Annotated in this window: 12 protein-coding genes; 5 read left to right on the top strand and 7 right to left on the bottom strand. The window is 45.6% G+C overall.

What is annotated here, in order from left to right; genetic code table 11:
• Positions 1-90: 90 nt before the first annotated feature.
• Positions 91-1,458: a sensor histidine kinase gene (locus tag ACMVP2_RS24305; RefSeq protein WP_416865482.1), complete on the bottom strand. Its 1,368-nt coding sequence runs from the start codon at positions 1,456-1,458 to the stop codon at positions 91-93.
• A gap of 331 nt (positions 1,459-1,789) precedes the next feature.
• Between ACMVP2_RS24305 and ACMVP2_RS24300 the strand changes: the two genes are divergently transcribed.
• On the top strand, positions 1,790-2,374 hold the full coding sequence (locus ACMVP2_RS24300; RefSeq protein WP_416865481.1) for a hypothetical protein: 585 nt from the start codon (positions 1,790-1,792) through the stop codon (positions 2,372-2,374).
• A 154-nt stretch (positions 2,375-2,528) separates the two neighbouring features.
• Here the strand turns inward: ACMVP2_RS24300 and ACMVP2_RS24295 are convergent, their stop codons facing one another.
• From ACMVP2_RS24295 to ACMVP2_RS24285, 3 genes are all read right to left on the bottom strand, one after another.
• The gene (locus tag ACMVP2_RS24295; RefSeq protein ID WP_416865480.1) at positions 2,529-4,016 is read right to left on the bottom strand and encodes a hypothetical protein; all 1,488 of its coding nucleotides are present in this window, start codon (positions 4,014-4,016) and stop codon (positions 2,529-2,531) included.
• A gap of 8 nt (positions 4,017-4,024) precedes the next feature.
• Positions 4,025-4,765, bottom strand: a complete 741-nt coding sequence (locus ACMVP2_RS24290; protein ID WP_339793982.1) for a hypothetical protein — start codon at positions 4,763-4,765, stop codon at positions 4,025-4,027.
• A gap of 195 nt (positions 4,766-4,960) precedes the next feature.
• Complete coding sequence (locus ACMVP2_RS24285; RefSeq protein ID WP_416865479.1) at positions 4,961-5,812, bottom strand: family 16 glycosylhydrolase; 852 nt, start codon at positions 5,810-5,812, stop codon at positions 4,961-4,963.
• Positions 5,813-6,118: 306 nt separating this feature from the next.
• On the opposite strand from ACMVP2_RS24285, the gene ACMVP2_RS24280 reads away from it, so the two are divergent.
• From ACMVP2_RS24280 to ACMVP2_RS24270, 3 genes are all read left to right on the top strand, one after another.
• Positions 6,119-6,943 carry a prohibitin family protein gene (locus tag ACMVP2_RS24280; protein WP_339793978.1) on the top strand — a complete coding sequence of 275 codons (825 nt, stop codon included), beginning with the start codon at positions 6,119-6,121 and terminating at the stop codon, positions 6,941-6,943.
• Positions 6,944-7,021: 78 nt separating this feature from the next.
• Positions 7,022-8,308 (top strand): citrate synthase, encoded by a 1,287-nt coding sequence (locus ACMVP2_RS24275; protein WP_416865478.1) that lies wholly within the window; start codon positions 7,022-7,024, stop codon positions 8,306-8,308.
• Between the two features lie 97 nt (positions 8,309-8,405).
• Positions 8,406-8,816 carry a response regulator gene (locus tag ACMVP2_RS24270; protein WP_416865477.1) on the top strand — a complete coding sequence of 137 codons (411 nt, stop codon included), beginning with the start codon at positions 8,406-8,408 and terminating at the stop codon, positions 8,814-8,816.
• On the opposite strand, the gene ACMVP2_RS24265 is transcribed toward ACMVP2_RS24270, so the two are convergent.
• Entirely contained in the window at positions 8,813-9,322 is a 510-nt protein-coding gene (locus ACMVP2_RS24265; RefSeq protein WP_416865476.1) for a rhomboid family intramembrane serine protease, read from the bottom strand. The two genes, ACMVP2_RS24270 and ACMVP2_RS24265, sit on opposite strands and share 4 nt — an antisense overlap.
• A 94-nt stretch (positions 9,323-9,416) precedes the next feature.
• Positions 9,417-9,884, bottom strand: coding sequence for a hypothetical protein (locus ACMVP2_RS24260; protein ID WP_317491465.1), 468 nt, complete (start codon positions 9,882-9,884; stop codon positions 9,417-9,419).
• Between the two features lie 157 nt (positions 9,885-10,041).
• Here ACMVP2_RS24260 and ACMVP2_RS24255 point away from each other — a divergent pair, with 157 nt between their 5' ends.
• Positions 10,042-10,389, top strand: coding sequence for an Hpt domain-containing protein (locus ACMVP2_RS24255; RefSeq protein ID WP_416865475.1), 348 nt, complete (start codon positions 10,042-10,044; stop codon positions 10,387-10,389).
• A gap of 76 nt (positions 10,390-10,465) precedes the next feature.
• Here ACMVP2_RS24255 and ACMVP2_RS24250 read toward each other — a convergent pair whose 3' ends face one another.
• A complete protein-coding gene (locus ACMVP2_RS24250; protein WP_416865474.1) occupies positions 10,466-21,979 on the bottom strand; it encodes a T9SS type A sorting domain-containing protein in 11,514 nt (3,837 codons plus the stop codon).
• Positions 21,980-22,000: the final 21 nt, after the last annotated feature.

Genomic DNA, 22,000 nt, shown 5'->3' with positions numbered 1-22,000 from the left:
CAAATATTTATATGAAAAGGATGGACGGTCTTCTACAGGTCAATCCCAAGGAGAAATACAACAATAAATAACTTCAATATAGTCTGACTATCATTTTGCGAGGTGCCTGGAGATTGTAAAGTAAAAGCTACTTCCGCTGCCTGCTTTCGACTCCACCCAAATCTTGCCTCTATGTAGTTCAACTATCTTTTTACAAAATGCGAGGCCAATACCGGTACCTTCGTAAGAGGCGTCGCCATGGACCCTTTTAAAAATGATAAAAATCTTATCAAGGTCATCTTGTTTTATACCAATACCATTATCTATGACTAAAAATTCAAAAAAATCACTTTCCTCTTTTACCGACAATTCTATTATGGGTTCCACATCTCTACGCCTGAACTTGATCGCATTGCTAATCAGGTTCTGAAACAACTGATTGAAATCCAGCGGAAAAACTGCCAGGGGCGCCATGCGCCTTACTGATTCATCAATCAGCACCTTTGTGCCGCTTTCAGAGACCGCCGACTGGAGGTCTCCGACGACATTTTTTATTACCTCATCGCATTTAACCTCTTTTGGCTCTAACTGCCGGCCAATGCGGGCGTAGTCCAAAAGTCCCTTAATTAACAACTTCAAGCGCTCCACTGAAAAAGAAATGTAGTCCAGGCTGTTTTCGAAATCTCCGTCTCCTTTCTTTGAACTCGGCAGCTTAAGTACTTCGGTGATGCCAAGTATGGTATTGAGGGGTTCCTGAAGATCATGTGAAGCTATATAGGTAAACTGCTCCATTTCCTCGTTTTTAATTTTCAGTTCTTTAACAAGCCTCTCAGATTCAACCATCTCATTTCTTATACTTTCCTTGAGTGAACTTTCCTTGTCAAGCGTTTGGGCAAGGCCGGAGGTGAGCATCTGAATAGAGACTGCAAACAAAACACTTAGCAGCACCTGATTTGATGCAACGGCCAGCCAGGCCGCAGGCGTGTAAATGTTCACCAGGGCGGAATCCATCAAACCAAGGTGCATGCCTAGTGCGAATAGAACACAGATTGCAGTATTCGCAGCAATACACCAATAAGCCAGTTTGCTGGAGTAAATGAGACTTACAAAAATGACGGTGGATAACAGATACAAAAGACCAGGCCCGTATACCCCCATGTAGTACAATAGTGTAACTGACAACAGGTACATTGTAAACACAAACAAAAGCTTTCGCCAACGTAGATTCATTTTTTTGGAGAACGTGACCATTGCCAGTAACGCCACGGCGAGGCTGTCGTAAAATGCTATGTAGGGTTGATCGAGATAATAACATAGAACCATTGCCGGTATGTAGGCAATCATACACACTGGCAGCATGTAAACAACTATCACTTGGAACAGTTTGTCTCGCCAATACCCAACTCCCTTTACATCCGGAACAGCCCCATCCGACAGCCTTGACGCTACCAGTTCCTTATATTTTGACCAAATACTCATGCGACGGTTTTACTTACTAACAGCATTTTTTTAACATCTAAAAAAACTTAATCAGATTGACGGAAGGAGTTAATTGCACAGTGAAGTTAACGAATGGCAAAACGATCAGATGCGTCACCCTATCTCAAATTCGACAAATAAAAAAGCCAATAGTCTCTCAACACCACTTGCAGCCTTTTTAACGAATTGCGTTTCGACAAACAATACATCCGACAAGACCAATAATAACCTAAGTTTTTTCTAAATTCACCTATCTAATATCTGGTAGCCTGAGAACGGGAAGACATTCTGGTTCCTGGCCGGTATTGCACATCCTTTAAAAATCAAAATTATGAAGGCGATTACACTTGTTGGTCTTTTACTTCTTACTTACGTCAATGGTTTTGGGCAGGGCGTTCCCTCATCAGATATTCAAATAAAAACAGCCTTGCTTGCCGCACCTACGGAGCTCAAGGACGGAGCAAAAATTTACGGCTATAATAGTGCAGGAGAGTTCATCACTCTCCGTGAGGGAACAAATGGCCTAATATGCCTCGCCGATGACCCCAATTCAAAGGGCTTCAATGTGGCCTGCTACCAAAAGGATCTCGATCCGTTTATGGCAAGAGGCAGAGAATTAAAGAAGGAAGGCAAAACATCACAGGAAATATTCGACATCAGAGAAACTGAAACGAAGGCTGGGAAAATAAATATTCCCAAGGGCAGCACACTCTATGTTTATAATGCTGAGGACGGCGATGTTACCTGGGCTTCCGGCGAAGTGGTTAATGGCTACTTAAGATATGTGGTTTACGTACCTTTTGAAACTTCTGAGTCAACCGGCCTTCCAACAAAACCAGAATTTGAAGGGCAGCCATGGATCATGAACCCTGGTACTCACAGGGCGCATATTATGCTTAGTCCGCCGAGAGAGTAGTAACTGTCTCCTTTTTCGCTTTTTCTGGTGAGCATTTAAACGAAAAGCCCGGGAATCGAGAACCTGTGTCCTGGAGTTTGGTTTTGCATTGGGGCATTGATCAATTAATATTCCTTCGGGCAGAAGTATGAAGCAACATTAAGTAGCAGCTTGTTTATTTCAGCACAAATTTCACCGTTTTTTCAGCACGACCATCGAGTATTTTAAGGATGTACATAGTAGCTGACATTAGGTCTGTTGAGATCGGTAGAGTGATATGTTGCTGCCCCTCGTGCAAATAAATGCTACTTTCGGCAAGCACATTTCCTCCGATTTCGAAAAGGGCTAAATAGGCCTGGTCATTGTCAGCAGCAAATACATCGAAAGCTAGACTTTGCCCTTGCTTGTCGAAGGCGACATTGCCCACTTTCAATTCAACCTGATGCAAATCGGCATTATTATAGCGTACGGTCTTAGAAAAGCTGTATTTGCCATCAAAATCAGTCTGCCTGACCCGATAGTAAGTAGATAACCCAGGTTTCGGGCTGAGCGGGCTATCGTACCTGTTAATGCCTTGGGTGGATCCGCTTCCGTCCATTTCTGCAATTGCATCAAAGTAAACACCATCGGTACTTTCTTCGACGCTGAAATAGTCATTGTTCTCTTCCCAGGCCGTGCTCCAATTCAGCACTGTCTTATGCCCCTTTTCTTCAATCCAAACGTCAATAAACTCAACAGGAAGTACCTCCTCCTCTCCCAATACAGAAAAGGGACTCAGTGAGGTAATACCTGATCGGGTGGTAAAGAAAGGCCCCAGGCCACTTGCCGAAGCTGCCGAGTTAGCATCCCATGCGCCGCCCGTATAGTGACTAACGTAAGAACGGTCTCTGTCGAAGGAGGCAGATTCATCTGCCGCATTCCAATACATTGTAAATGACACGTCGATTACTGAAGCGTCGCTGCCAACCTGCCACGTCTTGTTTACCCGTGGCAGCGAAACCGGATCGCCCATCACCCCGTTTTCCAGTACGTTGTCATGTACCCTCACGGAAAAGTTGCCAGCAGATCCTGTTGCCGACTGCGTAACTGCTATAGGCGTGTAAGAGGCTTGACCGACAGGGAAAACAACAGGCGTATTGTCATTGGCTACAGGCATAGTTAAGGTTCCTGTTCCAGTGGTTTTCACCCATCCGCTGGTAAAGTCGATGGTACCTCCATCACTTACTGTCAAATCATTGTCACCTAAAATAATGCTTGCGCTACCCATGCTTAGGCCGCCTCTTAGATTCACGTCTTTCTCGAGGGTCAAATCGTTGGCAGCCGCAACATTCTTAAAGTGAGTCTTTGAGTTTCCTTTTATTACAGGCGTAGCTCCCGCAAAAACAACTGTGCCTGTGGCGTCTTCGAGCACATTGATGGCGGTGCTGTTATTGGCCCAATTTCCCTCAAGGTAAATCGTTCCTTCCAATACAATATCACCCTGCAAAACACCATCGTCAGCGATGCTTACCGAGGCGTCAGAGCCACCGAGCACCTTCAAAAACGCTCCGTTTTTGACAACAATCGTTGCACCATTATTCAAAACACCAGCAGACTGTGCGCTGAGTGCACATATATTTACTAAGTGAGTCACTAAAAGCAACACGAGAGTTTTCATCTTCATGGCCTACCCTAGTTAATTCTGTAAACCATAAAATTCATGGAAGAGGCATCAAAGGTAGTACTACTCATATGGTTCACATAAAACCAAAGTTCCAGATAGTCGCCGGCAGCAAGCGATATCAGTCCGCTAAAGCTACCAACGTCAGTCGTGCCAGTTTTCATGGTCTTTTTTGCGGTAAGATTAGTAGCAGTTACCCCATTTTTGTGTACCTGAGCCCATACTTCCCGGTCTGTTTGAATACCTGACATTGTGAAGGCTAAATAAACTTGTACCATGTAAATACCACCACCTTCAGAACCTATCACTATTTTGTCGGGAATGCTTACAGAAGAGCCTTCCGTAATGGTCAGTTCATCGCCTCCGGCCGCTTGGCTGGCAGAACCGCTTACAAACCCAATCCATGTTTTACTTGGCAAAACCGACGACAAATTTGAGGTGAGGTGAATTTCTCCATAGCTGGGTCGCCGTAAATTACCTGCATCCCATACCTCATGCCATTCACCACTCCTGAAAATCATCAGTTCCGAAAAATCAGAATCAAATACTAAAAGCCCTTCGGCCGGAGAGGAAATGGATGTTCGCTGGCTGGTTGTTAGCCGGGGAGGCAGGAAGCCTTTGGTAGTGGACTTAACATCTAACATGGCCGACGAAGCCCCGGTATAGCTGTCATCGTCGGTAACAATTACTTGCTGACCATAACTTTTGGCTGTGAGCAAGCAAACAACAAACAGTAGATAGAATCGAGTCATGAGAGTATAATTTGAACCTATACAAAGGTGCTCCCATAAAAAACTTATAACAGACTCATCTGCTGCAATTTATAACCCGAGTAAGAAAACTGAGCAAACACGAATAAAAACAGGCCTTTATGCCAAGTACAGCATTCAGTCATGAATAACTGAATGTAAGTTTTCCTTCTTAGTGGTACTTTTCGCTAAAAGGCATCAAAAGCCCTCATCCATAAATTCATCGTCCTGAGGCCGTTTCCTAGGCTTTCGCTGATATACCCGAACAAAATCTACTTCCATTCGCTGAGGCCAGTCGGTAGACTCCAACCCTTGTCCTTGCCTCACCGAAACATTGAGAATGAGGTAAAATGGATTAAAAAATGGCCAACCATCTTTTCCTGTGCCGTCATCCACTGCTTTATGGTACTTCTTCCCATCCACAAACCATTCAATCTTTGTGGGAGTCCACTCTATAGAGAATGTATGAAACCTTTTATCGACAGCGCTCAGTTGTATATGTCCCATTCTCTCGGTGCCAAGAGAGAGGTTGTAAGCGGAAGTATGCACCATACCATGGATCACGTCCACTTCAGCGCCTGAATGCACCATAATGTCCAACTGTCCATCCTCAGGTAGTTTGACAGGCCTGTCGTCGAAGTAGGGAAGCATCCATATGGCAGGGCTGGTACCAGAGCCAGCGGGGAGTCGTGCCCTCACCTCTATCTTTCCGTATAGCCACTCGTTCTTCCCACGGGTAACCACCCTGGCCGAGGTGTAATCAGCATCTCCAAATTTTTCCCGATGAGCTTCAATAACCAAGTAGCCCGACTCAACTCTGGCATTGTTGGTTCGCTTGTACGTGTAGTATTGCTCTTCATTGCCCCCCCAACCACAAAACACCGGGCAACCATCTCCAACATCATAGGTCCACTTGGTGCTGTCCGGCAACCCTTTGTAGTCGAATTCGTCAGACCACGCAAGCCTGTACCGTTGCGCATTGGCACAATATCCAACCAAACTAACGGCAACTACCGCCGCACCAACTATCAACCTCCATTTACTCTTCATCCAAAAAAATGCTATGATGATTTTCTCCAAACATTAAATGTAATTGAAAGTTAACTAAAACGAACAACTATCATTTTCAATGTCAGATATTACAGCTATCTTTTCTGCCATTCAGCTAACACCTGACAGTATCAAAGTGCTCAGTTAGCAAGAACATTTTCCAATTTATCCAGAATGATCTTTTATCGTGGTCTAAAATATTTGAAGCAAACAGAATTTTATTGCAATAAAGAGTGTATTCATATATAGTTGCCTACCTTTCGGTAAAATTCACCCGAGTTAACAATTTAAAGAGTATAATAAACCATGGAAAATCGTCGCTTTTTACCTGTAATCGTGGTGCTGCTCATTGCAGTCATTCTCCTCATCTATCTTTCTTCTAGTATTTTTTACACAATACGTCCAGGAGAAAGGGCCGTTCTCTTCTATAAATTTGGTAGAGGGATGGACAAGGAGAACATTCAAATGCCCGGCTTTCATGTGAAAGCACCCTACAATGAGCTTTTCGTATATGATGTGACCGAAAATCAAGTGGAGGAAACCCTCGACGTGCTTGACAGAAACGGCTTGTCTATCAGCGTCGATGTCTCAGTTAGGTTTCACCCAATGTTCGACAAGATCGGGTATATACAAGAGACTTTCCAACAGGACTACGTAAACAGGTTGGTCGTGCCAGAGGTACGGTCTACCGTTCGTCAGGTAATGGGTAGATTTTCGGCTGAGGAAATATACTCGACCAAACGGCCCGAAGTGGAAGCAGCTATCAAAACTGAAACAGAAGCGGTACTGGGTGCTGAAGGCAACTTCATTCAGATGCGGGCTCTTCTTATTCGGTCCATCAAATTACCAGAGCAAATAGGGCTTGCCATCGAAAACAAGTTGAAGCAGGAACAGGAAGCGCTGGCCTACCAGTTCAGGCTCGACAGAGAAAAAAGTGAGGCAGAGCGCAAGCGCATTGGTGCTGAGGGTGAAGCTGCCGCTAACAAAATTATCAACAGCAGTTTGACCGACGAGTTACTCAAGATGAGAGGCATTGAAGCCACTCAGCAATTAGCCAACTCGCCTAACGCAAAAATTGTAGTTATTGGCAGTGCAAAGGACGGACTCCCTCTTATTTTGGGAAATAATTGATCTTTCCTGATCCAATAATTTTACATATTTTAGGGCAGCATTATTTATCGTTAGTAACATATAAATTTATTCGAATCAATGTCTAAAGTTGCTGAAATACATTACGACGGCCAGGTTTACGAAATGCCTGTGATTGAGGGTTCAGAAAATGAAAAAGCAATCGACATTAGTAGCCTCAGAGCAAAAAGCGGGCTGATCACCATTGATCAAGGCTTCAAAAACACGGGCTCTACGACGTCAGCCATCACCTTTCTCGATGGAGAATTGGGCATTCTAAGATACCGTGGTTATCCAATTGAGGAACTTGCCGAAAAATCGACCTTCCTGGAAGTGGCCTACCTGCTTATTTACGGAGAGCTACCTAAAAAAGACACCTTCGACAGTTTCAAAAAAGACATCACGCACCATACACTTGTGCATGAGGACATCAAGAAAATACTGGAAGGGTTTCCAAGCAATGCCCACCCAATGGGGGTGCTTTCTTCGTTGGTTTGCTCACTTACTGCTTTTTACCCTGAATCTCTCGACCCAAACAGGTCGTGGGACAAAGTGAATCTTGGTATTATCAGGCTGATCGCCAAAATGCCAACTTTCGCCGCCTGGGCATATAAGAACGAAATGGGGCACCCGGTCATTTATCCAGACAATAACCTCGACTACTGCGGCAACTTCCTGAAGATGATGTTTGCTCTTCCTGCAGATCAGTATCAGGCAGACCCGGTAGTTGCCAGCGCTTTGGACAAACTGCTCATCCTCCATGCAGATCACGAACAAAACTGTTCAACGTCAACTGTGCGAATTGTCGGCTCATCACAGGCAAGCCTTTACTCTTCAGTATCTGCAGGTATCAATGCGCTGTGGGGCCCGCTCCATGGTGGTGCCAATCAGGCGGTTATAGAGATGCTGGAAGCTATTAAAGAAGATGGCGGCAACAGTAAAAAGTGGCTTGAAAAAGCGAAGGACAAAGATGATCCTTTCCGTTTGATGGGATTTGGCCACAGAGTATACAAGAACTTTGATCCAAGGGCGAAGATAATCAAGAAAGCAGCTGACGACGTTTTGGCGAAAATGGGTGTGAACGACCCAGTGCTTGATATTGCCAAAGAGTTGGAAGAGGCTGCATTGAAAGATCCTTATTTCGTAGAAAGAAAGCTTTACCCCAACGTAGACTTCTACAGCGGCATCATTTACAGAGCCATTGGCATACCTACAGAAATGTTCACTGTGATGTTTGCACTGGGAAGGCTTCCGGGCTGGATTGCCCAGTGGAAGGAAATGAGAGCCAACAGTGAGCCTATCGGCAGACCAAGACAAGTGTACGTAGGTGAGGTAGAAAGAAACTACGTCCCAATTAGTAAAAGATAAGATCGTTTTTGATCAAAATAACTTAGCCCTGTCTTGCGATAGGGCTTTTTTTTAGCCAATTTGTTCTGAACACTAAGCCAGTAATAATCGACCGGGGATGGCAGCTAAGAAATTTCATGTTTTCATTGTAGACGATGATCCATCTTTTCGTTTCATAACAAAAAAATTGTGTGAGAAGGAACCATCGATTGGCCGGATAGAAGACTTTGAAGACATTTACGATGCCCTAAGGCAAATCATGCTCCACAAAAAAAGTGCTGAGAATTTGCCGGACGTAATCCTTCTTGATTTGAACTTTCCAACACTAAATGGCTGGGAGTTTCTGGAAGGTTTCGTGGATCTTCAGGTATCTCTGGCTAAAAAAATACCGGTGTTTGTCATCAGCTCCTCACTTCTGAATTCCGACAGGGCAAGAGCAAAGGAAATCGACATTGTAAAAGGCTTTTTCTCTAAGCCAATCACTCTTGAGCAGGTAACGTCGATCATGCAGTCGCTTGACTCTGTCTAGGACGAGGAAACTGATCTTACTTTCGACAAAGTAAACGCCGTTGTCACACCCACAATAGCGCCCATCAGGTGTGACTCCCAGCTCACGCCAGGCTGCGAGGGGAAAATACCATAGATGATACCTCCATACAAAGCCACTACAACAATAGAAATGAATAGTGATTTAAAATCCTTCCGAAAAATACCGAAGGAGATAAGAAAAAAAGCCAATCCATAGATCAACCCACTGGCACCGACATGGTAGAAAGGCCTTCCAAACAACCAGACAAATATCCCCGTGAAAAGGTAACACTGGAGAAATACCCGGGTGGCAATCTTGTCATAAAAATAATAGAGGGCACCTCCCAAAAAAAGCAAAGGAAGCGTATTGGATGTGATGTGCATCCAGCTGCCGTGAATCATCGGACCGGTAAGTATGCCGATTAGCCCGTAGAGCGTTCTTGGGTAAATACCAAGAAAACCAAGGTCAACAGACAGGTAGTTCTCCACAGCGAAGAAAGCCCACATTAAGAAGACAAGCCTGAGGGGCGGGAGAATGTATTTTCCGTTAAGCATAAAAAAACCCAGGGACTGCCTGGGCTGTTCATTGTCAAATAGATTTTTACTTCTTTGCCGGGTCGTTGATCATTGTCAACTCCATCAATTTAGCCTCTTCATAACTAACTGACAGATACCCGAGAATGCCACCAGAGGATTCCGCAATCTTCTTGGCAATATCCTTCAGGCTCGCATAAAACTCAGTCGAGAAAGTTTTGTTTAGCTTCGGCAGAATGAGATTCAGCTTTTTCAGTTCTCTGTTGATGGCCGGCCCTCTCTCGGCTGCCTTGTGAGGCAACTCTTCTATCATGGTCATGAAATCGTTCTCAAACCTCTCTCCTACTGCCTTATAGTAGCCAAGCAGCGACTCCCTGGCCTTTTGCTGCTTCACCTTAGCCAGTTGAATTGCTTTCTGGATTTCTGATTTGTCAATATTATCGTCTGCGCCCGCAATAAGCACCGATACATAGGCAGGTGCCTTTAGCAAAATTTCTACTTCATCGTCACGAAGCTTCTCAAATTCAGGTATCATTAGATATCGTTTGTTGAAATGAATGTCTTATGCGAAAATATCAAAAATTGCGTTACTGAAAGCGATGAGTCATCACTTTTACGAACAAACATTTAAACCTCACTGTATTTCTAATGTTTTAGTTAAATTTAAAGACTTGGAAAGCTAAAAAGAAAACATGGCCAACATAATAGATTTATCTTATTTGGAAAAAGTTTGCGAAGGAGATACTGAATTCATGAAAGAAATGATCGAGGCATTTATCGAGACTATTCCAGAGAATTTGACTGAAATGCAAAGCGCACACAATGCTGCTGACTGGCCTCTGCTGGCACGAATCGTCCATAAAATGAAGCCGTCCATCGCATTTATGGGCATAGAGGAGCTAAAAACCAATGTGCTTGAGCTGGAAGCGCTAGCCAAAGAGGGGAAAAAGCCTGCCGAAATAAAGGTACTTGTCGACAAAGTTGATGGCACCACCACTCAAGCCATTGCTGAATTGAGTGAACTACTGAAGACATTCTAGCGACCTTATTGCATGAAAAGTAAAAAGGCTGTGCTTCATGGAAGCACAGCCTTTTTTATGACTGGATCGCCACGTATCAATGAATAATCAACAGCTTCTTAGGTTCAAACATGGCATTCTCGTTGCTGATGATCACAAAGTACATGCCACTGGGCACAGACCTTGTATCTAGTGTTACCCCTTCACTACCCTTCTGCACTCTGCCATTGGAAATTATAGCCCCCGCCTGATCAATCAGTCGCCATTCAAAGTCATTGTTCAGCTGACTGTCAAACCTCACACCCACTTCTGTATTGGCTGGGTTCGGGTAAAGGGCGTAGGAAGAAGCTATTTCGCCGGGAAGGTCGACCCCGGTTTCGGTAGCCTGCTTGCCTTTGATGTCCAGGCTGGCAGCCTGATAAATCAGCTTAGTGTCGTTGCTCTGAATAAACGCCACCACTTTCAACTGATCGGGGTCTTTTACGAGCTTTCCACTAATTTCCCAGGTATACGGAAAGGTCAGCACAGTTTCCGTGCTCAGCCCGGCAAACCCACTGATGATCTCGCCATTACCATTGGGTAGTAACTTCCGCATTACACTTTGATATGGTTTGCCCTGAAATTCAAGAGAATCTTCTACGATAGCCACATACAAGCGATGCTCACCGCTAGATGGCACTGTCCCATTTGTAGAAGCCTTTCTACTTATTTTCACATTGAACGACAGCTGAGTATCGCCGGCACTAAGTTGTTCAATCGATATACTTGCCAGTGGGTCCCGAAGCGACGACCTTGACAACTCCAGTTCACGAAAAGGTCTTCCACTAGCATCTGCTGCCCGATAGGTTTCTTCCGAGACATTACCAGAGAGAATTGAAGTGGGCACATCGGTAATACCATAGAAAAGAACCCTCGACCCCGCATCGGCCTTGTTAAGCTGATTAAACGGATCACTGCCCTCCCCTCCTTTGAATTCGGTATGATAAGCGATTGGGATAATATCATTATTGTTGTTAGCAAGAACTGCAAGCTCCGTTTGAAGTTGTGTGTCAACGTCATTGCTCAACCTATTAGTTGTTGAGCTGAATTTCTCGAGCAATACCTGCTTGGTTCGGTTGCCTATCCAGAAGTTATCGAACGCAAAGCCTTCGTCTTCCGCATCTTCAGAGGCATTGGACGCAAACGCAAACCGGAAAATAACTTGCTTTCTATCTCCGGGAATCAAATCCAGTTTCTGTCGGGCCGATGCGTAGGTAAAGTCCACCTGACCGGTCTTCAGGCTCGATCCAGCCCAGCCTACTCTGCTGCTTGAGGTGCTATAAAAATCCTGGCTTCCCGGATCAGAAGAGATGCCGTCGATTGAATACCAATTTTCTCCGGTTGACTGACCTTCGAGTGCTTCGTAACTTCCAAGCACCTGCCAGGTATCTCCATTGTCAATAGAGTATTGAAATACGACGCCGTCCTTCCTGGCCTCTGTTAGAAACATTCTATCGAAGCTGACCATAGGGCGTGAAAGGGCCGAGAGGTCAAAAGCCGGCGACATCACCCAGGCGGTCTGGTTGATTTTATATAAGCCTCCCGCCTTTGTAAACATTGCCCTTTGTCCCACACTGGCGGAATTTAGTCTTGCGCCACCACTTGTTCCCGTCTCCCAGTCATTGGGGCGAACCGCTTTTGAAAACTTATCAGCAGTTGGCGTAAACAGAAATGTATTATCTACCCACCAGCCATCAGTGCCAGCCTCAAAGCTGTGCGGAGTAAAATTTTCGCTAACGCTTACAAGCGGTAAAATATGAACCACCCTCTCGGTAGTAGCAACACACTCGTTCACAGAAACCATTGTCAGCCTCACAGTATAGTCACCCTCTCCCGGGAAAGTAAAGCCTCCATATTCAGCATCAAAATAAGCCCTCGCAAAATCATTACTGTTCTGAGTGTCAGTATTGGCGCTTCGCTCAGTGATTAAGATGTTTCCGCTAGCAGTAACCCACTCAAGCTTCATGTACTTCAAAAACTGATCGGGCAATATTCGGTTGTCAAACGAGAAAATAGTCGGGCTGCCTGCTACGATATGCCTCCAGGCAATATAAGGGTCGGGCGAACTACCGATATTTCTAACTACTTCTACCGAATTAACAGTACCATTAACACCTGTAACTTTCGCTTTGAAAATATAGTTACCAGGCGTTGGCTTCTCAGTATAGGTGAAATTTATGCCGGTACCAATCACCGTTTCCTGTGCATTTGAAGCATCTCCTTTGATCGTCCATTCTACCGAGCTGACACCACCCAATGCCTCTGCATTGGCAACGTTAGCTGTTAAATCGATATCGAAGGAAGAACACCCCCCAGTCACCACTAAATCAACTTGAGGAATGGGCTGAACAGTGACTGTTTTTGTGACCTCATTATAGCAGCCATTTGTACCAGAAGATCCGTAGGTTATCGGATAGCTGGTGTTAGCTCCATACAAATCTTCGTCTCTCGCAGCCAACGGAGCAAATACTGCTGTGGTGAGACTTGTAGTGGTAGTACCAGTGCCCGTAAATGTACCATTGCTCTGATTGCCGGTAAACCGGATAACCTGACTTTCCGACACATCTACTAACAGGTTACTGTTTTCTTCATCAAAAGAAATTGTGCTGGAAAAATCAACCACTGTCAAAGGCTTCACCCGAACCACCCTTTGGAGAGAGTCGATACAACCATTGGCATTTGTCAATGTGTACGTAATCGTAAACTCTGGATTTTCCGCAGCAGGCAACTCCTGCGGATCCGTAAGCCCCACTGCCAACAGAGGATCAAAGATGGCAGTTCCATCGCCATTGTCTGTAATACCGGTTCCCTTAAAGGTGCCGGCTAGAGTTCCCGCCAAAGAACCAACAAGGTTAAATGTTCCATTGTCTACACAGATGGCATAAGTACTTGGAACGGGTGTCTTATCATCATCATCAAAGGTCATTGTGACCGCCGGCAAGGAGTTAATCACTACCTCTACTTTTGTCGCAGCACTTTGACATCCTTGTCCAGTAACTTCGGATGTAACGTAATACGTGTAAGTGCCGGCTTTTTTCGAATCAAATGTTGGATTCAGGCTTGGTACGACATCATTGTTAACCGACGTGGTAGTTGTCAAAAGGTTATTTAAGTTCACATCACTAAACCACCTATAAGTAAATATCGAATTGATGTTAGCATCGATTTGAAGATTGCCTATTTCCTCTCCTATACAATAAGTATACACGTCATTAGTGCCTGTGGTATGGGGCACACCCGCTATTGGAGCGTGATAAAAAGTAAAGAATTCAACGCTACTTTCACAACCAGCAAAAACATCATCCCTAATTGTTTGTGTGACCTTAAAATTATAGAGTGTACCTGACGGCGGATAATCTGCAACCGACGGCGTAAAACTGCTGTTGGTTGCTGCCAAAGGAATATTCTTGTCGACATCCCAGAACTGTACAGTTGCGCCGGGAAATCTGTTTGCTATACTAAAAGAGGGTACAACGGCATCACCCTCACACATGGCATACCGGGGGTTGGTATCGTCGGGGACACTTGCCATGACTGGCCTTGGAGGAATAGGCACCACCGTTACAGATATCCTCCGCCTATTACTCTCACACCCAACAAAAGGTGGGGTTATCCCATTATCGATATTCACCACTTGGGTTACATAGAAAACCGACGTTTGCTCCAATACTTGATTAGCAGGCTCATTGTTGATGCTCAAGTCGGCTGCGCTTGCCGAAGGCCCCTGGAAAATTGGTATGGCACCGGGATTATCCAAAGGGTCGACATTGTACCAATTAAAAGTGGCACCAACCGCACCATTCATTGTAATATTGTCGATGGTAGCACCATTACAATAATAATAATCGTTAGTGCCACTTGCGTCAGTCGGGGTACCTGGCGTTCCATACAAAGTAACCTTAAGCGCCACTAAGTTACTTTCACATCCAAGATGCTTCCCGTCACCTCTAATATTGGTAGTTTGGCTTATGAGGAAATATCTTTCCGAGGGGGGGGAACCAATCAAAAACAAGTCACTGGCATTCGCCGTCTTCCGCTCGACATCTGCCCCCGAAAGTATGAGCGGGCTCGACACAGCCTTCACGATAGCCGTTCCGCCTCCGTTCAAGGCCGCCTGATACCAGTTGTATTTTCTGGTTTCACCCGCTCCAGTGAAGGCAGTAAAAGTATTGCTCACCTGAAACTCTACACTCGTAGTAACATCTTCAATACAGTACTTAAATTCATACACCGGAACTCCTCCAATATTGTCAGCGGGCAAAACGGGGCCATGGCCCGCATTTACATTATCGACTATAGTCGGAACGCCTGCTTCGGGGTAAACAGTAATTGTTAATTTTGTTGGTGGTCCCTCGCACCCTGCGAATAATGTAGCTGCATTCTGATCCTGCAACTTAGTTACCCACACATAGGTGAATCCATTATTAGCTGGATTGAAGCCTGCGCCTACCAAATCAGCATTTGTAATAACGTTAGTGGCCGACGCAAACTTAACGTCATCTCCTCCAAGCTCTGCAACCTGATCCCCATCGTCGATATACCATTGATACGCCACGCCAGTTTCTGCTGGGGCAGAAATATTCCCTACTGCATTGTTTTGACATGTATAAAACGCAGTTTCCGTTAACGAAGGTGCCGTTGGTGACTGAACGATTCTAACTTCCACCTTTCTGGCGACGGACGTACAACCTGCAAACTCGCTCAGATAATCAGACTGGGTTACATAGAAGTCATATATACCAGGAGTATTTGTATCAATCGACAAATCTGCCGCAGTCGCTTGTATGTATTGCGTACCTCCCGTGGCAGGAAACAAAGGCCCGCTCAGATCAGCATTTTCATACCATGAAAAATAGCTACTGTTTTCATCTCCTGAGTCAAGAGAACCTGCATTCAGTTGAATAGGAGACACAGCTTCTCCCTGACAGTATTCAATTACGTATGTGTCACCTATTAAAGTAGCCCCCTGCACCTGTGGAGGACTTGGTTCATAAAAAACATTAACAGTAACAGTTTGAAAGGCACCTTCACATGATTGAATTGCACCTTTGAAGGTCTGTGTGACGTGGAATACAAAGTTATCTCTCCTATTGGATGAATTTAGCGAAGAAAAATCGTCAAGGCCCACACCTGCCAAATTAATGAATTTCCCATCGTCATTCGTTTCAACCTTGTTGCCGGGTATACCTCCATTGTCTTTATAAAATGTATAAGTGACTGGGTCGTCTGGGAAGTCTGGGCTTTCAAAAACAAAATCTCCGGCAACTAGTGTCTCATTGCTACAATAATTGAACTCATATACGGCTGGGGTCAATACTGGTGCCACAGGTTCCCGATATAGATTAAAATTCTGAGACCCCGTGGACGCACACATAAATGCTGGATCTTGAGCGTCTGAAGTAATCACTTCTAGCTTATATTCACTTTGAGCCAACCCATTTAGGCCAACTGTTCCGTCGCTTGCTAGAGCAGCCATATCTATTATTTCACCCGAGAACGTCTTGGGTCCGGTACCTCTTGTTACATTGGTTATTTTGTAGTTTGGCCAGGAAGTAATATTAGGGCCATTGGCACCACCATTTGATATGGAAGCTGTAATAGCATAGCTCGAACTGGCATCAGCGCAATAAGCACTATTCAAATTTTTGATAGTGACAGTAGGCAAAGTCCTTAAGTAGATAATTTGATAGGCGTCCCAGCAAGAATAGCATGGAGGCGTAATCCCGTCCCAGGTGTATCGAAAAATGTAGACGTAAGGATCCTTGGTCGATGGCAGGCTACTTAAATGATCGCTTATATAAAACCTCCATCCATTTGGATTATTCAGATCCCCACTTGCATTCGTAAGATTCGGGCTGAAGTCAAATCCCGGTAAAATGCGTAGTGGATCGTAATTCAAATACCCTCCACCATAAGGCGAATAAAGTGCGAATCCATAAAACTGCTTCCCTACAGGTATTTCAGCAGTAAAAGCTGGACTTACAAAGTCATCCTGGCAATATTCAGTTGGTATGTTATTACCAGGGTCAACGTCGGCATTCTCGGCAAATATTGAAGTAGATTCGACAACTTGCAATGTTTTAACCTTAGTGTAAGCCACCTGGGTTGTCTTGTTGGTTATCTCAAAGTTGATATTATGGTTTCCGATCCCAGCAGTACTGGGAATAAATTTTGTTGTAATTGAATTCCCACTAGGCGACTGACCACCTAACCCTGGCCCGGAAAACACCCCATCATATTTAACCACGTCCAAATCGGCTGCAAGATTTGCCCCATTGCTGTCGTCGATAACAAATTTGTCCGTGTTAGTGCTAAAAACAAATCTAATTGCCGCCACTGAAACTTTGGTGGCAATACTACGACACCCATTTTCTGTTTGCGTCACCCAATAGGTCGATAACCCACCCGGCGAATCAGGAACATTGTTATTGTCAGCGTCAACAAACCCCCACCCAGCGAGCCCCTTCATTGGGGGGTTGATGCTACCATTCAAGGCCGCATTACTGAGTGTTAGTGCTTCATTTTCGTACCAGACCAAGTTATTTGTGTTACCTGTAATTGAAATTGGTGCTGCTGAAGCTCCACCGTAAGAGATCGAGCCAGATAATACTTGGGTATAGTATTCATGCGTAGCCTTTGATGCAACAGGCGCCCCAGGTTTAATACTCCCCACATCACCCAGGTCCGTGCCCACGTCTAATCCAAGTATGCTGGCAGCACCTCCAAGATTAAGTACATCAGCGGTGGCGGTGGCGGTGGCCAAATTAGTTGCCACTTGCACGTTTGCTATCGTGATATCGTTTAGTTGACCAAGGCTACCAGCGCTGGCAGTGTACGTAACACGAAGCACATTGTTGGCCGGGAAGCTCACAGAGCCTGTAACCGGGTTGCCGCCGCCTTGAGTATCTGAAAATGTCGGTATCACCGCAGTATTGAAAACAAACCCATTGGGCAACTGAACGCTGAACACCTTACTTGTGCCCTGCTGAATGTCACCATTTTGCGTTTCAGTAATGGCAAAAGACCCTGTTCGATACCCCCCGTCTACACATATTTGAGTAAGGTTCAAAGCTGAGATATTAACCCCGTTGGAAATCAATAGCTCGTTGTTAGTAATATCGGCCGAACTGTTTGACTCAGCGTCAAGGCCAGTAACGTTAACGCTGTAGGTACCAAAGGGCAAGGTAGTGGGCACATTCAAGGACCAGCTACCACCAGAGAGCGTAACAGCCCCCCCCGACACATAGGGGCCATAGGGACCGCCCGGGCCGTCAATAGTAATGCTAACAGATGCTGCGCCGGTAGCAAGACCTTCCAAAAGAGGCGTTTGGTCGGTCGTAATAAGTGAATTCACAGTAAGTGCGGGGCCCTGGCTGTCAACCGTCACGTTTAGCGTAGAATTAGTTGTGGAGTTAAGGTTAACACTTGCGTCGGTTGCCTTAATCGGAATATTTCTCACCCCATTGTTTAAGAACTTGGCAGGAATGGGCAATTGGTAAGTATAAACACCTGTAGCTCCTACTTCTGTCATAGGTTGAGTTGCAGACAATGACAGAAGTAAGTTGGTCAAATCAGCTGTGACGGTCAGCCCAGACTCGCCTAAGTCAGCTGAAATTGTGATGAGCTCATCGGAGCTGAAGATGCCCGCCGATCCTACGACATTACTTCCTGTTGCCACCGGATTCGGTGAGAAAACCGGAGCCGCCTCATCAGCCAAATAAAATGTGAACTGGTTAGCCGCTATGTCCAACATAAATTTGGAGGGATCCGCCTTAGCACTTATCTGAGAATTGTTCCTGACTTTAAGAGTATAGGTCTCCTTTCCTGTTGGCGTACCAACTATATCATTAAGATAGAGTCTGAATGAAGGGCCAAAGTAGTTATCATTATTACTCAGTAAGCTTTTGGGACTTTGATTTCTGGCCCATTGGATATCTGCATCATCGTTGTCGTTGATCACTACACCCGTACCGTTAGCATTATAAATCAAACACAATTCATCTTCGTCGCAAAGAGAGGTGCCATTGGTATAGTCGTCCCTCTTAATCTGTCCATTATTCGAATTAGCAATATGGATGGTTCTGTCGCTTGTACCATCTCTATATACATCTTCCGAAAAGGTAATTGTCACATACGAGTTGTCGGGCTGAGGGACAGCACTAATAATCCTTAGCAGATTACTTACATCAATTAAATTGAGGTTCTTATTACCCGTAGTTCCGACTAAAGTATTGTCGCTACCGTCTTTGACATTGGCACCATTCACTGCAACACTTACTGTTTCAGCTCCTGTGACGTCAAGGACTGTAGGAGCAGCAGTAAGGATAAACCTAATAACAGCACTACCAGCCGGAACTAAATCCTGATCCTGATCGTCTTGCAGAGTTGAACCGATGGAAATAGTAGCTCCACCGTTTGGCGAAGTGGCAGTGGTGAAGTCTGCTTTGGTCAAAGTGCCTCCGCCCTGCTTCACAACAACTTCAGAAAATACCACCTCAAAATAAGCATTCGCTGATTGAACGGAAGAGGAAACAATGTAAGGTGCAGCCCCATCTGAAGTGCCAACAGTCGCTGCAATGGCTGCCACAGCATTTAGATCTGTTACCTGGGAAGCAACAATATTCACATCTGGGGTAACTCCAGTATCCGGAGAGCCTCCCGTATTGAGTGTCAAAGTAACCTCATTGGCAGCCGATACTGCTGCCGACGAAATTGTATAACCTGCAACAGAGAAATCATCAGATCCACCGTCTACGTCGATAGAACCGGCAGCAATGTCCTCTGAAAAAGTAATGACGATTTGGTCAATATAACCATCGGGCGTATTGTCTTTGGTTACAGCAGAGACAACCGTTGGTGCCACTCCATCTGCTATCGTTCGATCTGCTATCGCAGCTATGCCATTGGTCAATGCCCCTGCATCCTTCACGGCATCAACAGCTATGTCCAAATCCGTAGATGCGAAATCTGTTCCGCTCAAGGTATTCACCGTCAGATCAACCTGATTAGTGCCAAATACTACAGCTCCAGTCACCGTAAAGTCTCCGCCGCTGGAGGTGAAATCTCCTCCTCCTGCATTTGTCACAGTTATGTCTTCTGAAAAAGTCAGGCTTATATTGGTCAGGCTTGTCGTCTCGGCACTTACAAAAGTGGGAGCAATGCCGTCGTCCACGGTCTGATCCAAAGCCGCCGCATTGCCGATAGTTCCTGCGCTTACATCCGCTACAGCATCCACAGCGATATCCAAATCCGTGGAGCTAAAAGCTCCATTGGCTATCCCGGCTACGGTTAAGTCTACCAGTGCCCCTCCCGCTGAGGTGGCAGCTGAAACTGTAAAATCTCCAGAGGTGAATTCGGTACCTGCTGGGGTTGATACAGTCACATCTTCCGAAAAAGTCAACCTGATATTGGTCAAACTCGTCGTTTGTGCACTTAACAATACCGGAGCTGCTCCATCAGCGATTGTCTGGTCCAGGGTAGAGGCTACCGGATTGGATCCTCCATCCTCAACTGCTCCGGCCGATATATCTAAATCTATTGACGTAAAATCTGTCCCGCTCAACGGATCAACTGTCAAGTCAACTTCTGTGGCACTAAATGAAGCAGCACCTGTTATCGTTACACCACCTATCCCAAAATCGGTACCTGAGGCAGTTACAACTGTGACAGCCTCTGAAAACGTCAACCTGATATTGGTCAGGCTGGTTGTTTGGGCACTTACAAAAGTGGGAGCAATGCCGTCATCCACCGTCTGATCCAAAGCCGCCGCATTGCCGATAGTTCCTGCGCTTACATCCGCTACAGCACCCGCAGCAATATCCAAATCAGAAGAGCTAAACGACCCATCAGCCAGAGCCCCAACGGTTAAATCAACTTGACTGCTTCCAAAAACAGCCGCCGCAGATACAGTAAAATCTCCCCCACTGGAAGTAAAATCTCCCCCTCCTGCTGTAGTCACAGTAATTGGCTCTGAAAATGTCAGCCTAATATTGGTCAAACTTGTTGTTTGTGCACTTAACAAAACCGGCGCTGCTCCATCTGCTACCGTTCGATCTGCTATCGCAGCTATACCATTGGTCAATGCCCCTGCATCCTTCACGGCATCAACAGCTATATCCAGATCGGTAGATGTGAAATCTGTTCCGCTCAACGTATTCACCGTCAGATCAACCTGATTAGTTCCAAATACTGCTGCACCGGTCACTGTGAAATCACCCCCACTAGAAGAAAAATCGCCACCCCCCGCTGTAGTTACTGTAATTTGTTCGGAAAACGTCAACCTGATATTGGTCAGGCTGGTTGTTTGGGCACTTACAAAAGTGGGAGCAATGCCGTCGTCCACCGTCTGATCCAAAGCCGCCGCATTGCCGATAGTTCCTGCGCTTACATCCACTACAGCATCCACAGCGATATCCAAATCCGTAGAGCTAAAAGCTCCATCGGCTATCCCGGCAACGGTTAAGTCTACCAGCGCACCTCCCGCTGAGGTGGCTGCCGACACTGTAAAATCTCCAGAGGTGAATTCGGTACCCGCTGGGGTTGATACAGTCACATCCTCCGAAAAAGTCAACCTGATGTTGGTCAAACTCGTCGTTTGTGCACTTAACAATACCGGAGCTGCACCATCTGCTACCGTTCGATCTGCTATCGCAGCTATGCCATTGGTCAATGCCCCTGCATCCTTCACGGCATCAACAGCTATGTCCAAATCCGTAGATGCGAAATCTGTTCCGCTCAAGGTATTCACCGTCAGATCAACCTGATTAGTGCCAAATACTACAGCTCCAGTCACCGTAAAGTCTCCGCCGCTGGAGGTGAAATCTCCTCCTCCTGCATTTGTCACAGTTATGTCTTCTGAAAAAGTCAGTCTTATATTGGTCAGGCTTGTCGTCTCGGCACTTACAAAAGTGGGAGCAATGCCGTCATCCACCGTCTGATCCAAAGCCGGCGCATTGCCGATAGTTCCTGCGCTTACATCCGCTACTGCATCCACAGCGATATCCAAATCTGTGGAGCTAAAAGCTCCATCGGCTATCCCGGCTACGGTTAAGTCTACCAGCGCACCTCCCGCAGAGGTGGCTGCCGACACTGTAAAATCTCCAGAGGTGAATTCGGTACCCGCTGGAGTTGATACAGTCACATCTTCCGAAAAAGTCAACCTGATATTGGTCAAACTCGTCGTTTGTGCACTTAACAATACCGGAGCTGCTCCATCAGCGACAGCTAATTCATCCTGGAGCACACTGGCACCTCCTGCATCTGTAACAGCACCGGCTGCTAGCAACATTCCTCCCGGCCCTGCCGACAACGAAAAGTCGGTACCAAATGGATCACATGTTAAAAGTGCTTTCGTATCGTCTCCCGGGTCAACAATCGCTCCGGTAACATTGACACCAGGAATAGTGAATAGTCCGGCAGCCCCTATGGCTGTCAAACTAGAGTTAAAGCTTATTTCTACTTGCGTTGCGCTAATTGTCTTGGCACTATTGTAAGTCGGTTGAGCATATGCCCCAACTGTAAAAAACAATCCAGATAAAAAAATCAGGCCAATGTGTCGATATATATTTCTCATGGTAATGAGGATTGATCAATC

The organism is Imperialibacter sp. (assembly GCF_048007035.1).
Taxonomy (GTDB): domain Bacteria; phylum Bacteroidota; class Bacteroidia; order Cytophagales; family Cyclobacteriaceae; genus Imperialibacter.
The sequence above is the reverse complement of the archived record's forward strand: the minus strand, read 5'-3'. Positions and strand labels throughout refer to the sequence as shown.

Coding starts and splice junctions, on each gene's coding strand:
- ACMVP2_RS24280 (WP_339793978.1), top strand. CDS start 6,119: ATGGAAAATCGTCGCTTTTTACCTGTAATCGTGGTGCTGCTCATTGCA.
- ACMVP2_RS24305 (WP_416865482.1), bottom strand. CDS start 1,458: ATGAGTATTTGGTCAAAATATAAGGAACTGGTAGCGTCAAGGCTGTCG.
- ACMVP2_RS24295 (WP_416865480.1), bottom strand. CDS start 4,016: ATGAAGATGAAAACTCTCGTGTTGCTTTTAGTGACTCACTTAGTAAAT.
- ACMVP2_RS24255 (WP_416865475.1), top strand. CDS start 10,042: ATGGCCAACATAATAGATTTATCTTATTTGGAAAAAGTTTGCGAAGGA.
- ACMVP2_RS24260 (WP_317491465.1), bottom strand. CDS start 9,884: ATGATACCTGAATTTGAGAAGCTTCGTGACGATGAAGTAGAAATTTTG.
- ACMVP2_RS24290 (WP_339793982.1), bottom strand. CDS start 4,765: ATGACTCGATTCTATCTACTGTTTGTTGTTTGCTTGCTCACAGCCAAA.
- ACMVP2_RS24250 (WP_416865474.1), bottom strand. CDS start 21,979: ATGAGAAATATATATCGACACATTGGCCTGATTTTTTTATCTGGATTG.
- ACMVP2_RS24270 (WP_416865477.1), top strand. CDS start 8,406: ATGGCAGCTAAGAAATTTCATGTTTTCATTGTAGACGATGATCCATCT.
- ACMVP2_RS24275 (WP_416865478.1), top strand. CDS start 7,022: ATGTCTAAAGTTGCTGAAATACATTACGACGGCCAGGTTTACGAAATG.
- ACMVP2_RS24300 (WP_416865481.1), top strand. CDS start 1,790: ATGAAGGCGATTACACTTGTTGGTCTTTTACTTCTTACTTACGTCAAT.
- ACMVP2_RS24265 (WP_416865476.1), bottom strand. CDS start 9,322: ATGTGGGCTTTCTTCGCTGTGGAGAACTACCTGTCTGTTGACCTTGGT.
- ACMVP2_RS24285 (WP_416865479.1), bottom strand. CDS start 5,812: ATGAAGAGTAAATGGAGGTTGATAGTTGGTGCGGCGGTAGTTGCCGTT.